Source organism: Botryobacter ruber (assembly GCF_003347595.2).
Lineage (GTDB): Bacteria > Bacteroidota > Bacteroidia > Cytophagales > Hymenobacteraceae > Pontibacter > Pontibacter ruber_A.
Genome location: NZ_QCZK02000059.1, coordinates 91,232 through 111,020, shown reverse-complemented (window position 1 = coordinate 111,020; position 19,789 = coordinate 91,232). Strand labels below are relative to the sequence as shown.

The window sequence follows — 19,789 nt, the reverse complement described above, 5'->3', positions numbered from 1 at the left end:
CCACCATAGCCTCTGCACCACAAGTAGGCAGCAAGGCTTGCTTTTAAATCCCCCTTGGCGAAGGGGGCAGGGGGATTGGTAATTACTGCTGTTCACAAAGTGCTTGCCTTCGCTGGTGCGAGCTTGTAGCTCGTACCCTACTACCACGAACAAAATTTTAGCATCATTTACTGCATTATAAACCTGTTGCTTCTGCTGAAGAACATAAATGCAATAAATTAGCCCGGATAATATTGGTACGAGCTACAAGCTCGCACCAGCGCACCGGTTTCAGGTTCTCCCCTTCAAAGGGGGAATTTTCTCTCAGTACCTTCTTTCTACCCTACACGTGCTGGTAAACTTCCCAGCCCAGGTAGTTTTCGAAGGCTTCCTTCAGGATGCCTGCTGTTTTGGAGGCGTTCATCACGACGTGGTGTTCGAAACCGTTGCGGCACACGTACTGCATCAGGCCCTGCAGGTTATCTATTTGAGCCACGGCACGGTTACCGAAGGTGTTCAGCGGGTCGTCGGTCAGCATGCCTTCGCCTATGTAGACTTTGATGATGCCTTTCGGGTCGTCGGTGCTGATGCGGCCGTAGGTGAGGGGCATGGCCGGGGTGCGGCCTGCGAGGGCGCCGTAGGTGTTTTCTACACCCACAGTGGTACCCAGGATAGGCGCATTGCTGATTTCAATATCCGGTAAGAACGATTTGGCCCAGTTACCGCAGTGGAAGAGTACGCACTTCGTGTCGTCGTCGGCGTAGTTGTTGTTCCAGTCCACGAGGGCGCTTGGCGAGCCGGAAGCCAGCTGCATGGCGTACATGCTCAGGGTACCGGTTACGTCTACTTCGCAGGCGCTTGGCAACATGTTTTCGCTCATCATGCTCATGCTGGTGCACACGTTGCAGCCGTAGTTCTGTTGCAGGGAGGTCCAGCACTGGATGGCGGTGGCGTCGAGCTCATTTGCCTTCACGAAGTCGTTCAGCACCACATCCAGCTTCGCAATCTGTACCATGGCCTCGTCGGGTGTCAGGCCTTTTTTAGCATAGGCATTAATCTGCTCCAGCCGTTCTTTGACCACCGCATCGTCCTTGGTCAGCTTGTTGGCGTTGCCCAGAATTTCGGAAAGGTCGACGGTGGTAACGGAGATGCCGTGGCGCTGTAATATTTTCTCGCTGTAGCGCACGGTGTTGAAGCCTCCTGGCCTGGCACCTACGGCGCCGATGCGTACTTTGCGTAAGCCTTTTACCACGCGGCAAACGCCCAGGAAGTTCTGCAGGTCTTCTTTAAAAGAAGGGTCGTCCGGAGAAACAACATGCTTGGTGGTGAGGGTATATTTGATGCCGTACTGGTAGAGGTTGTTGCACACCGAAATCTTACCGCACCAGGAGTCGCGGCGGCGGGCCACATCCAGCTTGTTCAGCTCGTCCGGGTAGGCCTGTATGAGCACGGGCACGTTCAGGCCGGCCAGGTGCAGCGTTTCAGCTACGCCTCTTTCATCGCCGAAGTTCGGCAGCACCACCAGTACCCCCATTATCTCATCGGCATGTTTTTTAAACAGGTCGGCGCATTTGCGCGCTTCCTGGAACGTTTCCACACCGCCCAGTTTGGAATCGTCCTCGCCCAGCATGATGGGACGGATGTTTAGTGTTTCGAATAAAGCGTTTATTTCAGCACGGGCGGCTGCTACTAACGAATCAGGGAAAAAATCGCGGTTGCCGATGATAACCCCTAGCGTCGATTGTTGTTTCATATTTTGTTAATTCGCTATTATTAATTCTATTTCGTTGTCCTGAAAAACTTTCAGGGATTTGTCTTCTATGCCTGCGTCTGTGATAATATAATCTATCAGCGAAAGCGCTCCCAGACTGGCAAAAGCGCTCTTTCCTATTTTGGTGGAGTCTGCCACCAGGTAGGTCGTTTCCGCAGCATCAATCATCGCCTTTTTTACTACCAAATCGCTGATGCTCGGATACGTGAGGCCTGCTTTGAGCGAGAGGCCCGCCGTTGCCAGGAAAAGCTTCTGCACGTTAATGCCTTTAAAGAAGTCGGCTGCTTTCTGGCCGGTTAACGACAGGGTAGGAGGTTTAAACTCGCCGCCTGTCATAATTACTTCTATGCCCGGTTCTGCCCCCAGCATCAGCGCAATGTTCAGCGCGTTGGTAATAACCGTCAGGTTTTTAAAGCCTTTCAGTTTTTTGGCTATCTCGGTAGTAGTGGAGCCGGAGTCGAGGATGATGGTGTCGCCGCTCTCGATGTACTGCAGGCACTTGCTGGCGATCAGTTCTTTTTTTTCTATGTTTTCCTGGTTTGCCAGCGATACTTCCTGTACCTGTGTTTGTACATTTTTTAAATAGGCACCGCCGTGTTCTTTTATAACTAATCCTTCTTCCTCTAACTTTTCCAGGTCCTGCCGGATGGTAGGTTCGGATACTTTAAAAAGTTTTGCCAGGTCTACTACTTTGGCAGAGCCATCTTCTTTAATGACTTCGAATATTTTTTCTCTTCTGTGGTTTGCTGTCATGTTTACTCGGTACGCCCAACGTTCAGTCCGAAGAAACTATTAGAATACATTGTAGTTTTCTTGCGAAAGAAGAAGTTGAAACGAAATTAATAGAAAAAAATGGAAAATAAAAGAAAAATAAACAGGCACCCGCAGCGTAGCTTCTACGCATGCGGGTGCCTGTACCAAATTATTTTTTTATTTCTTTGGCCATTCGCTTTTCAGAATAAAATGGAAGGTGCTGTTGATGGCATTCGGTTTGGCTTGTTGAATTTCCAGCTTATCGTTTTGCAACAGGCGAATCATTTCGGCACCGGCGTAGAGCACGGGGCCGTAGCCATGCGTGGCATTGACGCTTGCGCCGCGGTGGTAGTAATAGGTGTTGTCGTGGGCGAAGGTGGTGCCTTCTACCGTGCCCTCTACGGCGCCATTTTCCAGCACTTGTGTCTTCACGGCGTTCCATCCTGTTAGGGCTACCGGTCCGTACACATGGCTAACCCACCCTTCGTTTATGCCTTTGGCAATAGCATAGGTAAACATGGCGGTGCAGGAGGTTTCCACGTACGTATCGGGCTTGTCCAGGAGGTTATGCCAGAAGCCGGTGCCGTCCTGTGAATTAGCCAGGCTACGCACCATGGAACGGTAGAGGTGCAGGATTTTGTCGCGGTCTTTGTGCTTTTCCGGCAGTACACTCAGCAGTTCTGCCATGGCCATCAGGGTCCAGCCGTTGGCACGGCCCCAGTAGAAGCGAGGGTCGTAGTTGCCGGAAGTAACACTCCATCCATGGTCAAATAACTCTTTTTCCGGAACGTAAAGCCGGTTGCCCATCTGCAGGAGTTGCCTGGCGGCATCGTCGAAGTACTTTTTGTTTCCGGTAAGTACCCCCATGTTGGCCAGAAACGGCACGCTCATGTATAAGTCGTCGGCCCAGATGGATTGGTACTGCGGACGGTTCCGGGCCAGGGTGCCGTCGGGGAGCCGGTACTGGTTTTTAGAAACGTGCTCGTCTACCCTATTGATAACGGGCAGGTAGTTGCTGTTCTTGTTTTTCAGGTAGGTCTTAATCATGGCCGCACCGATAGAGCCGCAATCATCCAGCGCCTCGAAGTGGAGGATACGGCCCCACGTACCCAGTTTATCGCCAGGTTTCCGGGCATCGTTTTTATGAAAGTAGGAAAGGTTGTCTACCACATAATTGTAAAACCTGGTGTTATGGGCAAAGAACGTTTCGTCGCCGGTTACTTTGGTAATATAATCAAAAGCCGACAACACCACCCCGTGCGTGTACGACCACTCACCGGAAAACCCATCCGACGGGATAGCCTGCGGATTATAGGTGGCGAAGTCCGTGATTCTTTCTCCGGTTTTGGAATCGACAATCGTCTGGGAACTGGTGGCTTCATAATATTTCCGGATGCGGTGCAGTACCTCTTTTATGTTTTCCTCCGACGGCATTTCGTACGGTACCGGATAAATGGGTATCGGGCCCGGAGCCGTTTTCTGGGCAAAGGAGGTGGTGGCGAAAACAAACGACAGAAGCGCAAGAAGAATACTTTTCATTTGTATATTGTTAAGTTGTGTTTAGAATTAAATGAATGAATTATAGTAGTATTCCGGATTTTGTAAGAAGCCGCATTCTGGTATAACAGCCTGCAGCCATAGTGCCTCTCTTTAGTCTAGGAAGTACTTTCCAGGTGGTATTATCTACAAAAGTCTACAACAATCAACACGGATACTATCCGTATCAAAATTTCCATGTTTCAGGGACCGGCGGACAGAAATGATACAGGGCGTCAGACAGTAGCCAACATATACCCAGTAATTTCCCATTTGAACGTTCTACTTCAGGCGTACTCTTCGGAGCAGTTTCAGCTCTTTCAAGCCCGATGGCACTAAAGCATCGCTGGAAGTTGCTATTGCCGGATACGCAAACGTTACACGCTCAGCCTCCGGTAACCCGACATCGTAAATCATGCGGTTCGTGAGCGAATTTGCTACGCGAATTTCGATGTCGTTTGCTCCATCCTTCAGGTACTTGGTGATTTGCAACTGCCAGGGGGAACACCACACAATGCCAGCCTCATTCCCATTTATAAACACCTGTGCCACAGATCCCAGATTACCCAGGTCCAGGAAAATGTCATCGCCTGCCGGATCGAAGGATATGGTCTTCTTGTAGATAGCCGTACCAGAGTAATATTTGATTTGTGGGTCGGCAGATGTTGTCCAGTCTTGCAGCTTTTCCATGGTTAGCTCACCAGGGCCGTCCATTTTTTTGTCGAAAGTAACTTGCCAGCTGCCTGTGATTACTTCGGTTTTATCGGTAGGCTTCGGCCACGAGACAGGCTGAAGTTTTTCAGTTTGATCTGTTATGAAAATAAAACAGGATTCGCGGGCCGCTAAATGCAGTTGTACGGAAACAGTTTTGTTATCCTTTTTTACAATCGGGAGGGAGAAACGTTCGCCTGTTACTGAGTTCCATAGCTGCACCTGTTTCCCGGTAGTAGCAAACGTAAACAGGTTTTCCTCTGCCGCATCTTTGTGGTTATCCAGAAAATAAATTTCTGCATCTGCCAGTTTTCGATGGGCGAAGTAAATCTTGTTCGCTTTGGTGTCTCCGGATGCCATGGCTACATCTGGCGTTATGCCCGCTTTACTAATGGCTTCAGCCAATGGCATGCCCCAATATACTACGCCTTTGCTATAAGCATGTGCGCCTGTGGCAGCTGGATTTTCACCCCACAGCTTATCAGCGATTTCTTTGTATTCCTGTTCTCTTCCTACATCTCTTGCTGAACCGGATGTAAGAGGTTTCTGTCCATAAACTTTTCCTCCCCTTTCAACAATAGAAGCAATTTTACGCAAAGCATCCAACGTGATGTCGCCACTTCGGGGGAGTATCATCATGTTGTAACTTACGCCGTCCGGCAGCATGATTTTCCCTCCTTTCCCTTCCATGCGGGTAAGGAGGGCATCGGTGGTAAAAGCATCGAAATCGAAACCTCCGGGAATGTCGGGAAGGCGGTAAGTGAGAATTTTTACAGGTGCATTTTCACCCAGGTAGACGCACAGGTCAATGGAAGATTTGCCTGTGCGCATGATAGCGGCATTTCTGGCCTGGTAATCCCAGAACGGACGGCTATAATTCCACCAGGTGTTGTTGCGGTTGATGGCATAGTGGCGGCCTCCTCCGGTACTACCGGGTAGCTTGTCCAGCCACGGTTGGTAGGCGGAAGCACAGATGACAAACTCATTAATACCAAAAGCATAGGCATAATCGGCCAGCGATTTTAAGTCGGCAAGGGAAGCGCTATATTTTGCATCGGTATAAGCTTCGCCTGATGCTATTTTTTTGCCATAAAGATGCGCGGCGGAAGAGCTTTCTTTGATGTCGTAATTGCCTTCGGGATGGATGGCCCAGAATTCTCCCTGTGGTTTACTTACTTTGCTCTTGGCCTGAATGGGGTCTCCCACAAAGCACAAGGCGTTGCCAATGGCCTGTGCGGTAAAGGTAAGTCCCCTGCTTTTGCATAACCTTTCAAACGTGCCGTAGTAGTTATCGGCAATCATATCGGCGATGTTGCGCCGCACGTCAAACAAAAAGCCATCGGACTCTTTTACGCTGTTTACCACATAGCCCATCATGGCTGGCAAATAAGAGGTAGGGTCATAGCCTCTTCGCGTTTTAAACTCCGCTATAAAATTGTCGGTCCAGTTTTGTGCGCCGGCCTCGTGGCTATCCATGGCAACGCCTGAGAGGTGGCCGCTGTTGGTAAAGGCGAGGGAATCGGCAATTTTCCCAACATAATTCTCCCACTGTAGTTCGGCTGCCTTTACCGAAAGTTTGTCAGATTCCCTTCCGATTAAATTTGCCCTGCCGTGCTTTGTTTTCGCGCCGGTAGGCACATGGGCAAACCGCATCACAACCCAATAACCGGGAGGAGCATCCCAGCGTAAAATTCCTTCAGCATTCAGTTTGCCGGTAAGGTTGATAATGCTTTTTGCGTCGATGCTTTCAGCGGGTGCGTAGGCAGGTGTTTTATCAGTTTCGATATATTCGGAAAACAGTCCCGCCTTTTCTTCCCATTGGTCCAGTTTGGCCGCAGCGTTCAGCGTGACGGCCCCTAATAACATATCTTTGTTTTTCTCATCCTTCTCCCACCAGTCGTGTAACCGAAGCCGGTAGTACTTTGCTTTTATGGCTGGAAATGAAATAGTCTTCTGTTTCCAGCTTTCGTGGGCCCTGTAAATAGGTTTGAGGTCGCAGATTTTTTTGTAATGAATGCCATCATCCGAAGCTTCCAGCTGGCCCAAATCAGGAAGAACCCGATAACCAGTACCGACAAATTTATCGGAAGGAGGTCCGGGTACGTTGGTGGCGCTGGTGGTAGCTTTTCCCTTTGGCTGCACTTGGTATGTGATGCTTCTTGCCTCAAACGAGTTTTCGAAATTCAGATTGACCAATACTCCCCCTTCCTTTGGAGCTATTCTCGTGAGAGAAGTAACTTTAGGATTGAACAAAGGGGCGAAATCTACGCCCGCTATATTGGAGCTTACGCTGAAAGGAACTGTGGTTGAACTAATGCCTGCGCCGCTTTTGGCCGGAAAGGCAAGGACCGCCACATCCCGGTAAAATCCGTGCTGGTTAACAGGCTCTTCCAACTTCCCGACAAAGCTTTTCCCTCCGCTGATGACCGTTTCGGTGGCCGTGAGACGCTTCATGCTGTATTCTTCCGTAATCCAGGGTCCGCCGGCAACATAGCCATTGGAGAGGTGCACTTCGAATGAGAGTCCCAGGCGTTTTGCTTCTTCAGCCGAAAACCGCAGCATTTTCCACCATTCCGGTGAGAATCCCGGCAATGCATTCTCTGCCTTGCCATGCGACTGATCATAATAAACCACTCCACCGACTCCCCCGCGTTTAAAGGCTTCCAGGTCAGCCGTTATGCCTTCTTTGGTTGTTTCTGTTTCCCCATGGAACCACCATACCTTAGTACGGGCACTGTCCTGCACCTTGTTGAAACCGTGCAGGGCATCTGAAAGCTTTTCAGTTTTAGGTCTTTGAGCAATAGCTAAAGAAGTTAGGGCAATCAGGGGTAAAAGCAGAAGGGTTCGTCGCATGGTGATTATTAAAAGCAATAAATTAGCCTGAAATTTACACTAAAAATAAGGCTCTAATTCTACAGAGCTTGAATTCAAGAACGAAAACAAACGACAGTAGCGCAATAAGAATACTTTTCATTTGTGTACTGTTAGTTTATGTTGTTGAGGTATTTTTCCAGCATCGTGTAGCCATCTGCCGCCACCTTGTTTCTGTCGGACGCATCCTTTGGGTTCAGCCCGTTTTTCTTTTCCCATGCATCCGGTATGCCGTCGCGGTCGGTGTCTTTTGGAACGGGGGCACTTTTCAGCACGGGCCAGCCACCTACATCGTTCTGCGACTGGATGATTTTGCCGGAGCGGTTCCTGACATTCTGCACGATGCGCGCATCAACCGCATCGCGTTTGGGCAGGGTAGCGCCGCCTGTTTCCAGCACCCGCTTGTAGGCAGTTGCAGCATCCTCTGTCTGGACCGGACCCGTTTCCAGTGGCTCTTGCTGCTTGTAAGCACGGACTTGTACGCTCGTCCAGCTTTTGGGGAAATTTACCAGGCTCCAGGGGGTATCAGGCAGTTTGCCGTTGTAGTAATTTCCTGCAAAATAGCCGCGGTTGTAAGGCGACCCTTCTGAATAGGCAACGCCATTGGGTTTAGAATCTGCTCCGGGCACCAGGTAGTTGTTTACATAATTGAGCTGGGTAACGCTAACCTTATCGGCATTGTAACCGGCATGTTCTCCGCCCCAGTTGTAGATAACATTGTTCCTGAAATCGAGCAGCAAGCCCTGCGGGTCCTCGTCGTGCGGGTTGGAATCGTAGTTGCCGGGGCGTGGGTTCCGGCCGCGGTTGCTGGCATACAGGTTATGCAGGTAACTGTACTTTGCCCCGCCTGTTCCGCGAATCAAAGAGCCAAAACCATGGTTATCCGGATTCAGGGCTTCGGTGATGTAACACCACTGTACGGTTACCCTGGTCAGGTCAGGGTCCCTGGTGGAAGCGGATAGTATTTCATCCAGGCTCCAACTGGCGGAACAATGGTCCACGATAATATCATGGCCCTCCGAAATACTGATGGCATCTTTCCCCTGCAAACTGCCCTGCCCGTGCGACCGGTCGCCCAGGCGAACCCGGATGTACCGGATGATGACGTCGTGCGTATGAATCTGCAGCGTCTCACCTTTCAGGCAAATGCCGTCTCCAGGTGCGGTTTGTCCGGCAATGGTGATATAGGGCTTGTCGATGTTCAGCTTGCGGTTCAGTTCTATCGTCCCTGATACACCAAACACAATGGTGCGCGGGCCTTCCTGCTCCACGGCCCACCGTAAACTACCGGGGCCACTGTCATCCAGGTTGGTTACATAAAGAACTTTTCCGCCCCGTCCGCCTTTTGCGTAAGCACCGAAACCTTCGGCAGTTGGAAAGGCAAGCTGCTGGGCATAGGTAACGGAACTCATCAACACAGAAAGAAAAACTCCAACGACTCCAACGAGTATCTTTTTCATTATATATAATTTAATGGGGTAAGTGGTAATATTTTTGGCAATGGCTGCATCGGATGCTGTAGCCGTGCACCAGGCTTTTGTGAATTTAGCTTTTATTTCGCATCTATTTCAAGCCAAAAATGCTTTGTTCGTTATTTATAAAGTTTAATTTTTGTTCTGCACCTGCCACCACAGCCACTGCTCCCTGCAGCAGTAGGTGTGGTGGCAGGTGCAGCTGGATAAAATTCCGTTCCTGTTATTTTTCGCTGAGCCATTTCCAGCGTTTCGCCCAATCAAGCAGCACATCGTTGCGCCATTTAAGTGTCGTTTTAGCGCCCTGCCAGATGCCGTCGTACAATTCCGGAGCTGCCTTATCCGTAAACCAGTTTTCTCCTAACTGATAATCTGTGGGATGTTGTTTTCCGGGCCAGATATTGTTCACTACAAACGCGCCGCTTTGCTCCTGAAACCCGGGAATGGTGGAGGTTACGTTATACGTCAGGGTTTCTGTCTGCTTTGGTGCATACCGTACGGCATAGTTGCCGCTGCCCAGGTAGAACCCGTCCCAGGTTTGATTGCCTGTCGTCATCGTAAAACAGGCAGAATCTGCCGGTATAGTTACTTCTGGCCCTTTAAAATGGAATTCAACTATCGAGTACACCGCTACGGTATCGGTCAGGGTCGTATTCCGGTGATAGACAATTCTCGGGCTGTGGCTGAACTTTTCATAACTTCCTCCCCAGTTGTCACGCATCGGGTTGTTCGGATCGCCGTCCATCAGGTAGAGCAGGGAAGGTGTATCGCCCATTTTGACGTTGCCTTCGTAGCGGTTGTTCTTAAAATCTTTGCCCAGGTGGCCTGCATCGCGAATGTAGTTGGCAAAGTAATTTTTACTGTTCAGCTTATCCGGCACACCTGTGTTAGAAAAAAAGCCCCTGTAGGTCGCATTAGATTCGATGAACCAAAGCGCAGGAAAGTTTTGTGCAATGTAAGCATAGCTGTTGGTGCTCCATTTTTTGTTGGGACCTCCAATCCAGTACACTTTAATCTTGTTCTGAATGTCAGGCGCATCGTGCAGGGCTTGCGCCAGATCTTCGAGGCCGCCCCAAACCAGCACCCATAGCGGCCGGTCGCTTTTTTCTCTAGCCTTTTTAACAATCCAGTCAGAACCTTCGGTTGCGTTGGCATACCCCAAATAGGGTGCACCGCCTTTACGTCCTTGTTTGGTTATGGAGCGCAGGTAAGCAGGGGAGGACAGGCGCTTGTTGTGTTTTTTCAGTTTTGGCAGGTCTTTCTCGTACAAATCAATAGTTCGTAGAATTTCCTCCTTGCTGCCTTCTCCAAACGAAGGTGAAGAAACGAGCCCTTCCAGGTCAAACTTATCACTGTACATGAGCAGATGAATCATGGACTGGTTATCGTCCGGGTCGGTGCCGCCAATGTCTGTGCTGATAAGCACGCGGGGCTTGACTGGTATGGGGTTCTGGCCAAACAAGGCAAGTGCAGTGAGCGACAAGATGAAAGTTAATGCGAATTGGTATTTATACATAAATGTGGTTATTAATCGATGTGTTTTTGGTGGTTTTACAGCTTTATGCATGCACCTCCTTTTATAAAATGTTACTCCACCACATTAACTATTACCCGCTGATAACGGGTTAGGCGGGGAGTGCCATGGTCTGTAACGGCCAGAATAATGTGGATGGTACCTGTTCCCGGGGGCATGACACGGCTGGTCTTCACAATAAAGGAGGCTTTGGGTTGATCAAAATTCTCGATGTCCAAAACCTTACCAGTGCTTGCGTTTGACATGGCGCGCGTTCCTGCTTCGCCATAACAAAACCATTCATAAGACAGGGCATCGCCGTCCGGGTCAGTGGAACTGACAGCGCTGAGGTTGACCCGTTCGCCCTGCCGCGCCGTTATTTCTTTTGGATGATCCAGCTTTGGAACCGGCGGGTGATTGGCTTCTTTGTAGGGTTTAATGGTCCAATCCATGCGGGCGGCAAAGTCGTTTTGGTAGGCAGAGCGCCAGCGCCAGATGGTGGCGTGATTGGTGGTGTGCCATTCCCCGTCGTTTCCTAAAACTTCGTCCTGCACATTGGTCCAGATGGGGCGGGTTTCCGGTTCCAGAAACCATTTTTCTTTCCGGGGGGTGTACAGTTCATAACGGCCTCCCCAGCCGCCCCAATCCGGATGCTCAGGATTGCTTAATCCGTTATTGATGAGATAAAAAAATGCGGGCGTGTCGCCTTCCATCATGAATTCCCAGCGAGGATACACAGCGCCAAGTGGCCCTTTGCTACGGATGTTCTTATCGAGCCATTCGTTGGTAACCAGTGAGAAATCGGCTCCATCGAAGCGGCCATGGAATTTATCTCCGCCAATACCTATCCAGGTAGCATGGTGAAAGCCGCCTCCGGCATTGATGCCAGGTGTTACAATGTAGAAAAGTTCCGGAAACTCTTTGCGAATCCAGGGGCCGCTGTCGTCCTGGTCTGATATGGCGTACACCCGCAGTTTGGATACAAATTTAGCCAGCTCCTTCGGAGACCTGGTGGCCCGTACTTTCCATAGCGCCTGGGCCAGTACATTCGGGCCTCCCCATACGGTTACCCAAAGTGGCCGCTCGTCTTTCCGGTCTGCAGCACGTATTAACAGCTCGGAGCCGGGGGAGTCTTTGCCTTTGCCTACTCCCTGCATGCCATCGAGTGGCAGCCCTTGCGAAATGCGCTCCTGCAGGTAGGCTGCCGTGGGATACCCTGGTTCATGTAGCTCCAGATTATCACGAACCTTTCCATAGTTAGCTACAATGCTTTGCAGATATTTTGGGGAAACTTCGTGCCCGCTACCATGTGGCGTGGCAACAAGTCCTTCGATATCAAAATGATTCGCATAGGTCATGAGCCGTACCATGGACATCTGGTCATCGGGGTCGCCGCCAATATCCGTGAGCACCAGCAAACGGTTTTTTTCGGAAGCCCTCGCTGCTACAGCCAGCAGTAGGAGCATCAGCATCAGCCTAATCGGTTTGTTAATTTTCTGCATTTTGATACGGAAGGTTTTCATGTACAATACTTATCTTATGCGTTTAATCTATTCCGTTTTAGTTTTTCGGCACAAACGGAATAGGTAGTTTAATTTTATCTTAATCTTTATTATTGTTTTAAACCACACCCACAGTTTATGCAGAGCAGAGGGTGTGGTGGCTGGTGCAGAACAAAAAGTTGCATAGTCTTTACTACCTTTTCTAAAGCGTAGCTGCTGCAACGAAAGGAGCTTCATGTTCGAACTAACAATAGTAATGTCAGAAAGAGAAAAATTGTATTCCTTTTCATGATAGCCCACTATTATTTTACTTTAAAGAGCTCTTATTGGGTATGCAAGATCTGCCCTTCCGGAGTGAAGGTTACATAAATATCTTTACCTGATTTTCGCATGCGAAGCGTATAAGTAGCCACCCCTCTCTTTTCTACCATATCCGCATCTGTTATTTCATAGCCTTTATAGGATTCCTGTATGGTTTGCTTAATGGCTACCGGAATCTTTGATTCCTGCAGGTCCTGGTTATGCTGCAATAAATTTACCTTATCATCAAACAAAAACACATGTGCTCTTCCCGCCACTATGTAGTAGACCTTTCCATTCTCTTCCACGTACTTGGCCCTGTTCAGACGCTCGAATGGGCCGTATTTTGAATTGATAAAACTCATGATAGGGGCAGGAACTTCGGCATCATACAGTTCTTTCCGGTATTTAACCAGTTGCGCCTTCTCGTTTATCCAGAAAAAGCGGCGCTTCCCGTTAATCCTGAAAACTATTTCATAAAGCGTCTGTCCGTTTTCAACTGTTTTTTTGGCATCCCCAATGTCAAAAATAGGCTCTTTCGATTCGATGGTTTGCAGAACAGGTTTGGGGATTTCATTCGCGTATAGATCTTGCTGATGTTTTAGCACACCCCCTTTGTAATCCAAGGTTACTTCGTTCGGCTTACTATTCACCTTGTATTTCACCTGGTAGTTTCCATCCTCCAGCTTCCAGCTCACATCTTCCGCGTTCGGAAACTTTACCTGAAAGGAATTTAAGACCACAGCTGGTATATTCTCCTGACGAATAGTTTGTGCGAAGCAATGCGTAACCAGGAACAGAAATATTACTAATACTATAATTCGTTTCAAAGCAAGTACATTTTATACACGTAAAGAAAGAACACGAATCTGGAAACAATTGGGAAAGAATCTGGAAAACACGGGAAATTTAGAAAAAACCGAACAGATGCGTAGCTTTTTTACAGTGGCTTCTCACTCACTTTAAAACTGTGGCGTCCGTTGTAAGTATAGGCTACCGCTAGGTTTGCTACATCGGCAATGGATTTAACAATGGCCAATCCTAAGCCGGTAGAACTATGGCTCTTTGAATTTTTATGAAAGCGCCTGAATAATTTATCGGCCTGTATGGCAGGGGCATGGCTTGTATTTTCAATTGTGAAAAACGAGGCAGACAACCTGATAATGATTTCGCCGTGCGGATGGTTATGGACGATGGCATTCTTCAGCAGGTTCATAACCAGTATTTCAGCCAGGTCTTTGTTCATGTTCATTTCCCAGTCGGCTTCTTTTACATAGGAAATCTGGATTTGCTGGTAGCTGGCAAAATCGTTAAAATCCTGAATCATCCTGCTGAACAGGTGGTCGAAACTAACGGCTTCCGCTGATTGGAACTGGTTATTTTCAATTTTTGAAATGAGGAGGAGGGACTTGTTAAGGCTGGCCAGTCGCTGAAACATTTCTATAATGCTTCCGATTTTTTGCAACTGCTCCGGCGACAGGTTACTGTCTTCGGCAAGTAGTTCAAGCTTATTTATACCGATAGCCAATGGTGTCTGGAGTTCATGCGATGCATTTTCTATGAACTGCTTCTGGCTTTCATAAATTTCGACATTGTTTTTTAACAGGTTCCGGATAGATTTGTTTAGTAAGGAAAATTCCTCAATCCTGGTTTTATCCATTTCCAGCTCCGCCCCTTTGTCAAGCCTGAAAGCATTTATGTAATTTAACACCTGGTAGAATGGTTTCCAGGTTTTGGTTAACACAAAACGATTCACTACGATGGTGCAGACAAACATGAATAAACAAACCCAAAGCAAAGAAGAAATAACTTTTTTTACTAAATCGCCCTTTTGTAAAGCCTGGGAGACGACCTTCATTTCGTAGAAATTGCCATCCGTTGAGACGAACGCCGTGGTAAGCAGCCTGGCCTGATAGTATTCGTTTTTTAAGTCAGAAAAAATAAGCGTGTCTTTGTACGAGTCCCTTACCTGTAGCGCATATGCTTCATCTATTTTCCTGACCAGGTAGTGGTTTTCCTGGAGGCTTTCGTGCTGCACAATGGGAGTTCTGTCTTTTAACTTATCGATAACTACAATTTTGTAATTGGCAAGGCCCTCATCTACCGTTGTTTTAACCTGCTCCAATAACTGAAAATAAAATAAAACCGCCCAAAGCGTTATGGTTACAAACAAAATAAGGGACAAAAAAAGGATGGTGTGGTTAATAAGCTTCATTTAACGACAAGTTTGTACCCCAAACCATAGACCGTATCAATATCAATTTGGGCATGGTGGTCCCGAAGCTTTTTCCGGAGATTTTTAATTTGAGAGTAAATAAAATCGAAATCGTTTGCCTGGTCAATATAATCGCCCCAGATGTTTTCTGCAATAGCTGATTTACGCGCGATTTTGTTTTTATTGAGAACCAAAAAAACAAGAATGTCGAATTCTTTCCTGTTTAGCTCCATGGGGGCTTCGGCTACCGTTACTGACCTTTCTTCGAGATTAATCTGTACGTTTTCCAACACCAGGAATTTCCGGCCGTCCATTTTTCTGCGCCTGATAACCGATTTGATTCTGGCATTAAGCTCGGCCAGGTGAAAAGGTTTTGTGAGGTAGTCGTCGGCGCCAAGTTCCAGTCCTTCCACTTTATCATCAAGCGAATCTTTTGCGGAAAGGATAATAACGCTATCGGCTCTTTCCAGGCTCTTTAGCTTCCGTAATAGTTCCAGGCCGTTTCCGTCGGGGAGCATGATATCGAGCAGCACACAATCGTAATCAAACGAAATAATCTTATCCATGCCCGTACGAAAATCAGCGGCCTCTTCCACCACATAATTCTCCTCCTGCAGAAATTGCTTTATCAATCTCCGCATCTCGGGCTCATCTTCTATTATCAGGATTTTCATTTGATTTAATGCTTTCTATTGTAACTTCTGATGTTATAAAGCTCAAAGGTAACTACTGAAGGTAAACAAATCTCCAGACTTTAGATCAGGCAACCATAGCCTCTCCATTTCAATTTGTATAAATACAGGTCATTTTCTCTCAAAACACCTGTGAAACATCTGTTAAAGGAGGCGTAAATTGTAGCTGCACCAGCCACCACACCCTCTGCTCCTTGCAGCAAGTGGCGTATACTTTACATGATGTGGTAGTGTATGCTGCTGTTATTTACAAGTGCATACAAAAAAACCTGAAGCCCTCCACTGTTACAGTGGATGACTTCAGGTTTAAGTTAATTATTAATTCCCCCTTTGATTTTTAATAGGAGAAATCTATAACAAATTACCTCCAGCGTGGGTCTCCAATTCCTTTGGTATAGATAGGATGGTTTTGAACCTCAGGGGTATTTTTGAAACGAATGCCGTTCAGGTTGTAGAGATGAGCATTTGTATCCCAGTTCGCACCTACTTTTTTACCTTTCGGATAAGGGTCGACCATTAGGTTTTCCGGCGCAATTGGTGTTGGCCCGGTTATCACTTTTGTCGCTTCCAAACCACCCACATTCAGGGCTCCTCCGTTAAAACCGGCTCCCCGGCTGTTGTGACTAAACGGTTGGTTGTTGAATATCTCCGCAGAGGTATAGTAGTCTATCGCATTGTTGGCCGATTTTGCTGAAGTTGAATAGTTGTCCGCAATGTCGAAGCTCAAGCCTGGACGATAGGTCGTGAAATTTAATCCGCTCTGGAAAAACGGCCTGTCGTCGCCGGCAGCTTTTACAGCGATAAAGAGGTTTTTCTTGATCGTGTATTTACTATTGGCCGGCGCATTTGGATGAGCAATCAGGAAACGGCCGTTGGAGATGGAGAAGGCATTCAAAAATGTATTATTCTCGATCGTCACGTTCCATACCACGCTCGGAGCCCAATTAAGGTTCGCATTTTCGCGCATCAGCTGGTCATAGGATATACCGATAAAGGAGTTGTTTCGGATAACCACATTATTGAAAATGTTCGTTTTCTCCGACTTTGCCTCGCCTGTTATAAAAGCATAGCCACGTCCATTCACATCGTACATGCCCACATCGTGGAACAAGCTGTTCTGGATAATGATATTCTCGATAACCTGGCGGTTGGAGCCTTGCGTTCTGAACCAGCCGCGCACCAAGCCCTGGAAGTTACAATTATTAACCTCTAGTTTGGAGCAGGTAAACGGCATCGACGCCGAGTGCTGGTTTATAAAGTAGTTACCTGTAATGCTCTTGCCGGGTGATAAGGATTGGTTGAAGAAGTTAACGGTATACGGTGCCTCGAAGTTAATGTTGTCGAAAATGACATCGCCTACGGTGATACTACCTATTTCGCCGGCCTGTGCCGGGCGGCCAAGCTGGAAGTTGGGAGCCACTGCCCCTGTGTTGGTTTCATTATAGCCCAGGCCCATAAAAACAGTAGGTTTGGTGCCGGGGGTGTTCGACTTTAAGGTGAAACCTTTCGCGATAACGGTACCTGTATTGATATAGTAATTTTTGCCTGCTTCGAGCATGAATATAGTGCCTTCGGCCAGGGTATTATCAAACAGATAATTGTTTAAAATAGTGTCGAGGCGTGAGGCATTGTGTTGTTTGGCCCAGGTATTCGTGTTGTCCACGATGTGTGGGATAAGGATAGGCGCACCTACCTGGCCTTTCATACGCACCATGGTGGTGTTGTAAAGGCGGTCCCAGTAGCGCTTAACCTTGTTATTGAGTCCGTTCACCACATACAGGGCATTGGAGCTCAGGCCTGCAACATCTACATACCCATTGGCCAGGTCTGCCTGGGTCAGCGTGATTTTTTGCGAAGGCAGATTCCTGTTAACTGAAGCAGGCTGTACTAAGATTTCGTCTATCAGGAATTTGCCGTCTTCATGCTGAAAGCCTGGATTCAGAACAGCAGGGTCTGTATTGTACACAGTCAGGTCGAAAAAAACCCGTAAGCTGTTTTCCGTTACATTGCCCACGGACACCACATCGGGAATACCGCGCCGTTCGCCCATCTCAAATTCTGCACGTTCGTCGTTATGGCCGGTATCCCCTTTGCCATACCACTTGGAGTGATAAACTTCTCCGCGGGGGGAGAGCGTTTGAATGGCAAAATTATGCTTGGTTGAATACTGCAAATCTCTCTTCGTCAACTTAAGCACCTCAGGCCCTACGATCGTATCCCAGAGAATATCGCCCGGTATATCCCAGGAACCGGACTGGACTTTCATTTGGATACGGTAGCCTGCAGCGCCATTAATGCCATTCCAAACCAGGTACATATCATTTGTATTGACAACCTGGCTGGCCAGCGGATCGCCGGATTTCCCGGTGTTCGCCTGCGTGCGGAACACCGCCATAAACGACCTGTTGCGTTCTTCGTCGGTGAGTTCATCGATAGGGTCCTTACAGGCATTGAAAACCAATGCCAGCATGCTTGCAAGAACCAGGTTAAGTATGAGTATTTTATTTTTCATTTTAAATATCTTTTATAAAGCCTTAGTTATAGCCATAATAGTTTTTGTAGGCGCCATTGCTCATTTGAATGGCCTGGTTAGGAATAGGCAGGATATAACGCACAGGAGGCAGGTTATTCGGATCCATCACTTCCCAATTGCCTCCCGGACCACCTTTGATAAAGCCGCGGTAGGAGTAAAGAATCTGAGCTCTTGGAACGGAAGTGTTTTCATCGTACCAGTTATAAAAAGTGGCCATCTCCCAGCCGGCACCAGGATGCAGGGTAGCTTCCCACGGATTATAAAATTCAATGATTTTAAAACGGCTGTCAGTATTCGGATAGATGTCTATGTTTTTGGGGTTATCAATACGCTTGTAAAACTTGTTAAAAGGAAGTTTCTCATATTTTTCGTACCCATCTATAAAGTCGCCTCCGGCCATAGACGCTACAATGAAATATTCCTTAAAACTGTTGTACACTACCTTCGAGTAAAGATTCCAGCGAACCAGATCTTTCCAGCGTATGTTTTCGCCGCCCAATTCCCATTTCCGTTCATTAACAATAGCGTTAAAGAAGGTTTCTTTGGAGGCAGCAGCTGCGCTGGTATAATTATCCACTTTTTCTGCATGGTCTGCGGGTTCAAAGGCACGTTTGCGAACTGCTTTAAATGCTTCTGTTGCTTTTGCTCCATTGGGTCCGGTTACCCCATTCTCTACCTCATTCACAGCCTCCGCATACATCAGCAAGATATCAGCATACCGCATATAGGGGAAGTTAATACCGGTACTGCCCGCGCTCTGGTTTCCTAAAACTTTCGCAGGATCAGCCCATAATTTAGACCACTTGTTGTTGTACATGCTATAATCCACAAGTACCTGTGGCAGGTTTGTAGCATCGTAATTCCACATCCCAACGGTGTAGTCTTTCCTGATATCTTTGCGGTCGAAGGAGTAATGGTAGAAGGCATTCAGTCGCATGCCGCCGCTAACAGCACCCCAAGGGTGATTTGTAACGCCTTCAACAGAAGAAACGGCGCCTCCGGTTATAAAGCCAACATTGCTGCTGGAACCTCTCAGGAAAGGCACTTCAAAAATGGGATCATCGTTATTGGTTACAACGTTGTTGGTCTGATCGATGAATACCCGTCTGTACGATTTGTTCAGCTGATGCGTACCGGATGAAATAACCGAATCGGCATATTGCATGGCAATTTTGTAATAATCCTTGTAATCAGGCATACGCTTCATTACACCGGTAGCGCCCTCAGGGTACAAGGCATAACCGCCACGGGTTAAAGCCATGCGGGCAATCATGCCGTAGCAGAATTCCCTGGATGCCCGCTCCACACCGTTATTTAAGGCCGCCGCGTATTTCATGCCGGATGCAGCCCCTCGCAAATCACTAATAAGGAAGTCGAGGATTTCATTCCGGTCCTTAACCGGGATCACAAACGACTGAAGCTTCATGGATGGCTCGGTGTTGAAAGGCACGTCGCCAAACATCACCACCAGGTCGTGGTAGAACATGGCCCGGAGCACTTTCGCCTCACCAAGTTGCTGCGTGAGTTCGATATCGTTTTTATTAAAAACGGGGCTGCTCTGGATTCCTTCAATAAAGATGTTGGCACGCTCAATGCCCTCGTATTGCTTATCCCAGAATCGTTGGATGGAAGCAGCATGCTGGGCGCCGTCAAAGGCTCTGAAATCTTCCCCGCTCACATTCCGTAACTGGTTGCTGAAGGCGGTAAACTCCACGTCGTTGTTCAAGGCAAAGGTGCTGAAATAGGCGTTGCCGTAGGTGTCGTTGCTCATTAACGAAGCATATACGGCAGTCAAGACCCTGTTAATTTCCTCCTTATTCCCAAAGACATAATCGTCCTCGTATTTCGAGTCGGAGCTTACTTCCAGGTAATCGTCGCACGAAACAAGCGGTATTAGCGCTAAGCTGAGAATTATAAGATATTTCCTCATATCTATGTTAA

At 47.9% G+C, this 19,789-nt stretch carries 12 protein-coding genes; all 12 read right to left on the bottom strand.

The genetic code is table 11. The annotated features are described in order from the left end of the window. Nucleotides 1–322 precede the first annotated feature (322 nt). Complete coding sequence (locus DCW36_RS20985) at nt 323–1,732, bottom strand: L-fucose/L-arabinose isomerase family protein (protein ID WP_114781710.1); 1,410 nt, start codon at nt 1,730–1,732, stop codon at nt 323–325. 6 nt (nt 1,733–1,738) lie between these two features. Then, nucleotides 1,739–2,503 (bottom strand): DeoR/GlpR family DNA-binding transcription regulator, encoded by a 765-nt coding sequence (locus DCW36_RS20980; RefSeq protein WP_114781709.1) that lies wholly within the window; start codon nt 2,501–2,503, stop codon nt 1,739–1,741. A gap of 177 nt (nt 2,504–2,680) precedes the next feature. After that, nucleotides 2,681–4,042, bottom strand: a complete 1,362-nt coding sequence (locus DCW36_RS20975) for a glycoside hydrolase family 88/105 protein (RefSeq protein WP_114781708.1) — start codon at nt 4,040–4,042, stop codon at nt 2,681–2,683. Nucleotides 4,043–4,321: 279 nt separating this feature from the next. Further along, nucleotides 4,322–7,603 (bottom strand): glycosyl hydrolase, encoded by a 3,282-nt coding sequence (locus DCW36_RS20970; RefSeq protein WP_114781707.1) that lies wholly within the window; start codon nt 7,601–7,603, stop codon nt 4,322–4,324. Between the two features lie 131 nt (nt 7,604–7,734). Then, nucleotides 7,735–9,081 (bottom strand): pectate lyase family protein, encoded by a 1,347-nt coding sequence (locus tag DCW36_RS20965; RefSeq protein WP_114781706.1) that lies wholly within the window; start codon nt 9,079–9,081, stop codon nt 7,735–7,737. A gap of 235 nt (nt 9,082–9,316) precedes the next feature. Further along, nucleotides 9,317–10,609: a nucleoside hydrolase-like domain-containing protein gene (locus DCW36_RS20960; RefSeq protein WP_114781705.1), complete on the bottom strand. Its 1,293-nt coding sequence runs from the start codon at nt 10,607–10,609 to the stop codon at nt 9,317–9,319. A 71-nt stretch (nt 10,610–10,680) separates the two neighbouring features. Next, complete coding sequence (locus DCW36_RS20955) at nt 10,681–12,129, bottom strand: nucleoside hydrolase-like domain-containing protein (protein ID WP_240676262.1); 1,449 nt, start codon at nt 12,127–12,129, stop codon at nt 10,681–10,683. Between the two features lie 302 nt (nt 12,130–12,431). Next, a complete protein-coding gene (locus DCW36_RS20950) occupies nt 12,432–13,238 on the bottom strand; it encodes a PepSY-like domain-containing protein (RefSeq protein ID WP_114781704.1) in 807 nt (268 codons plus the stop codon). A gap of 110 nt (nt 13,239–13,348) precedes the next feature. Next, the gene (locus DCW36_RS20945) at nt 13,349–14,623 is read right to left on the bottom strand and encodes a sensor histidine kinase (protein WP_114781703.1); all 1,275 of its coding nucleotides are present in this window, start codon (nt 14,621–14,623) and stop codon (nt 13,349–13,351) included. Beyond that, on the bottom strand, nt 14,620–15,297 hold the full coding sequence (locus tag DCW36_RS20940; protein ID WP_114781702.1) for a response regulator transcription factor: 678 nt from the start codon (nt 15,295–15,297) through the stop codon (nt 14,620–14,622). The genes DCW36_RS20945 and DCW36_RS20940 overlap by 4 nt, the downstream gene beginning before the upstream one ends. 379 nt (nt 15,298–15,676) lie before the next feature. Beyond that, complete coding sequence (locus tag DCW36_RS20935) at nt 15,677–17,827, bottom strand: hypothetical protein (protein ID WP_125185347.1); 2,151 nt, start codon at nt 17,825–17,827, stop codon at nt 15,677–15,679. Nucleotides 17,828–17,849: 22 nt separating this feature from the next. Then, entirely contained in the window at nt 17,850–19,778 is a 1,929-nt protein-coding gene (locus tag DCW36_RS20930) for a RagB/SusD family nutrient uptake outer membrane protein (RefSeq protein ID WP_114781700.1), read from the bottom strand. Between the last annotated feature and the right edge of the window lie 11 nt (nt 19,779–19,789).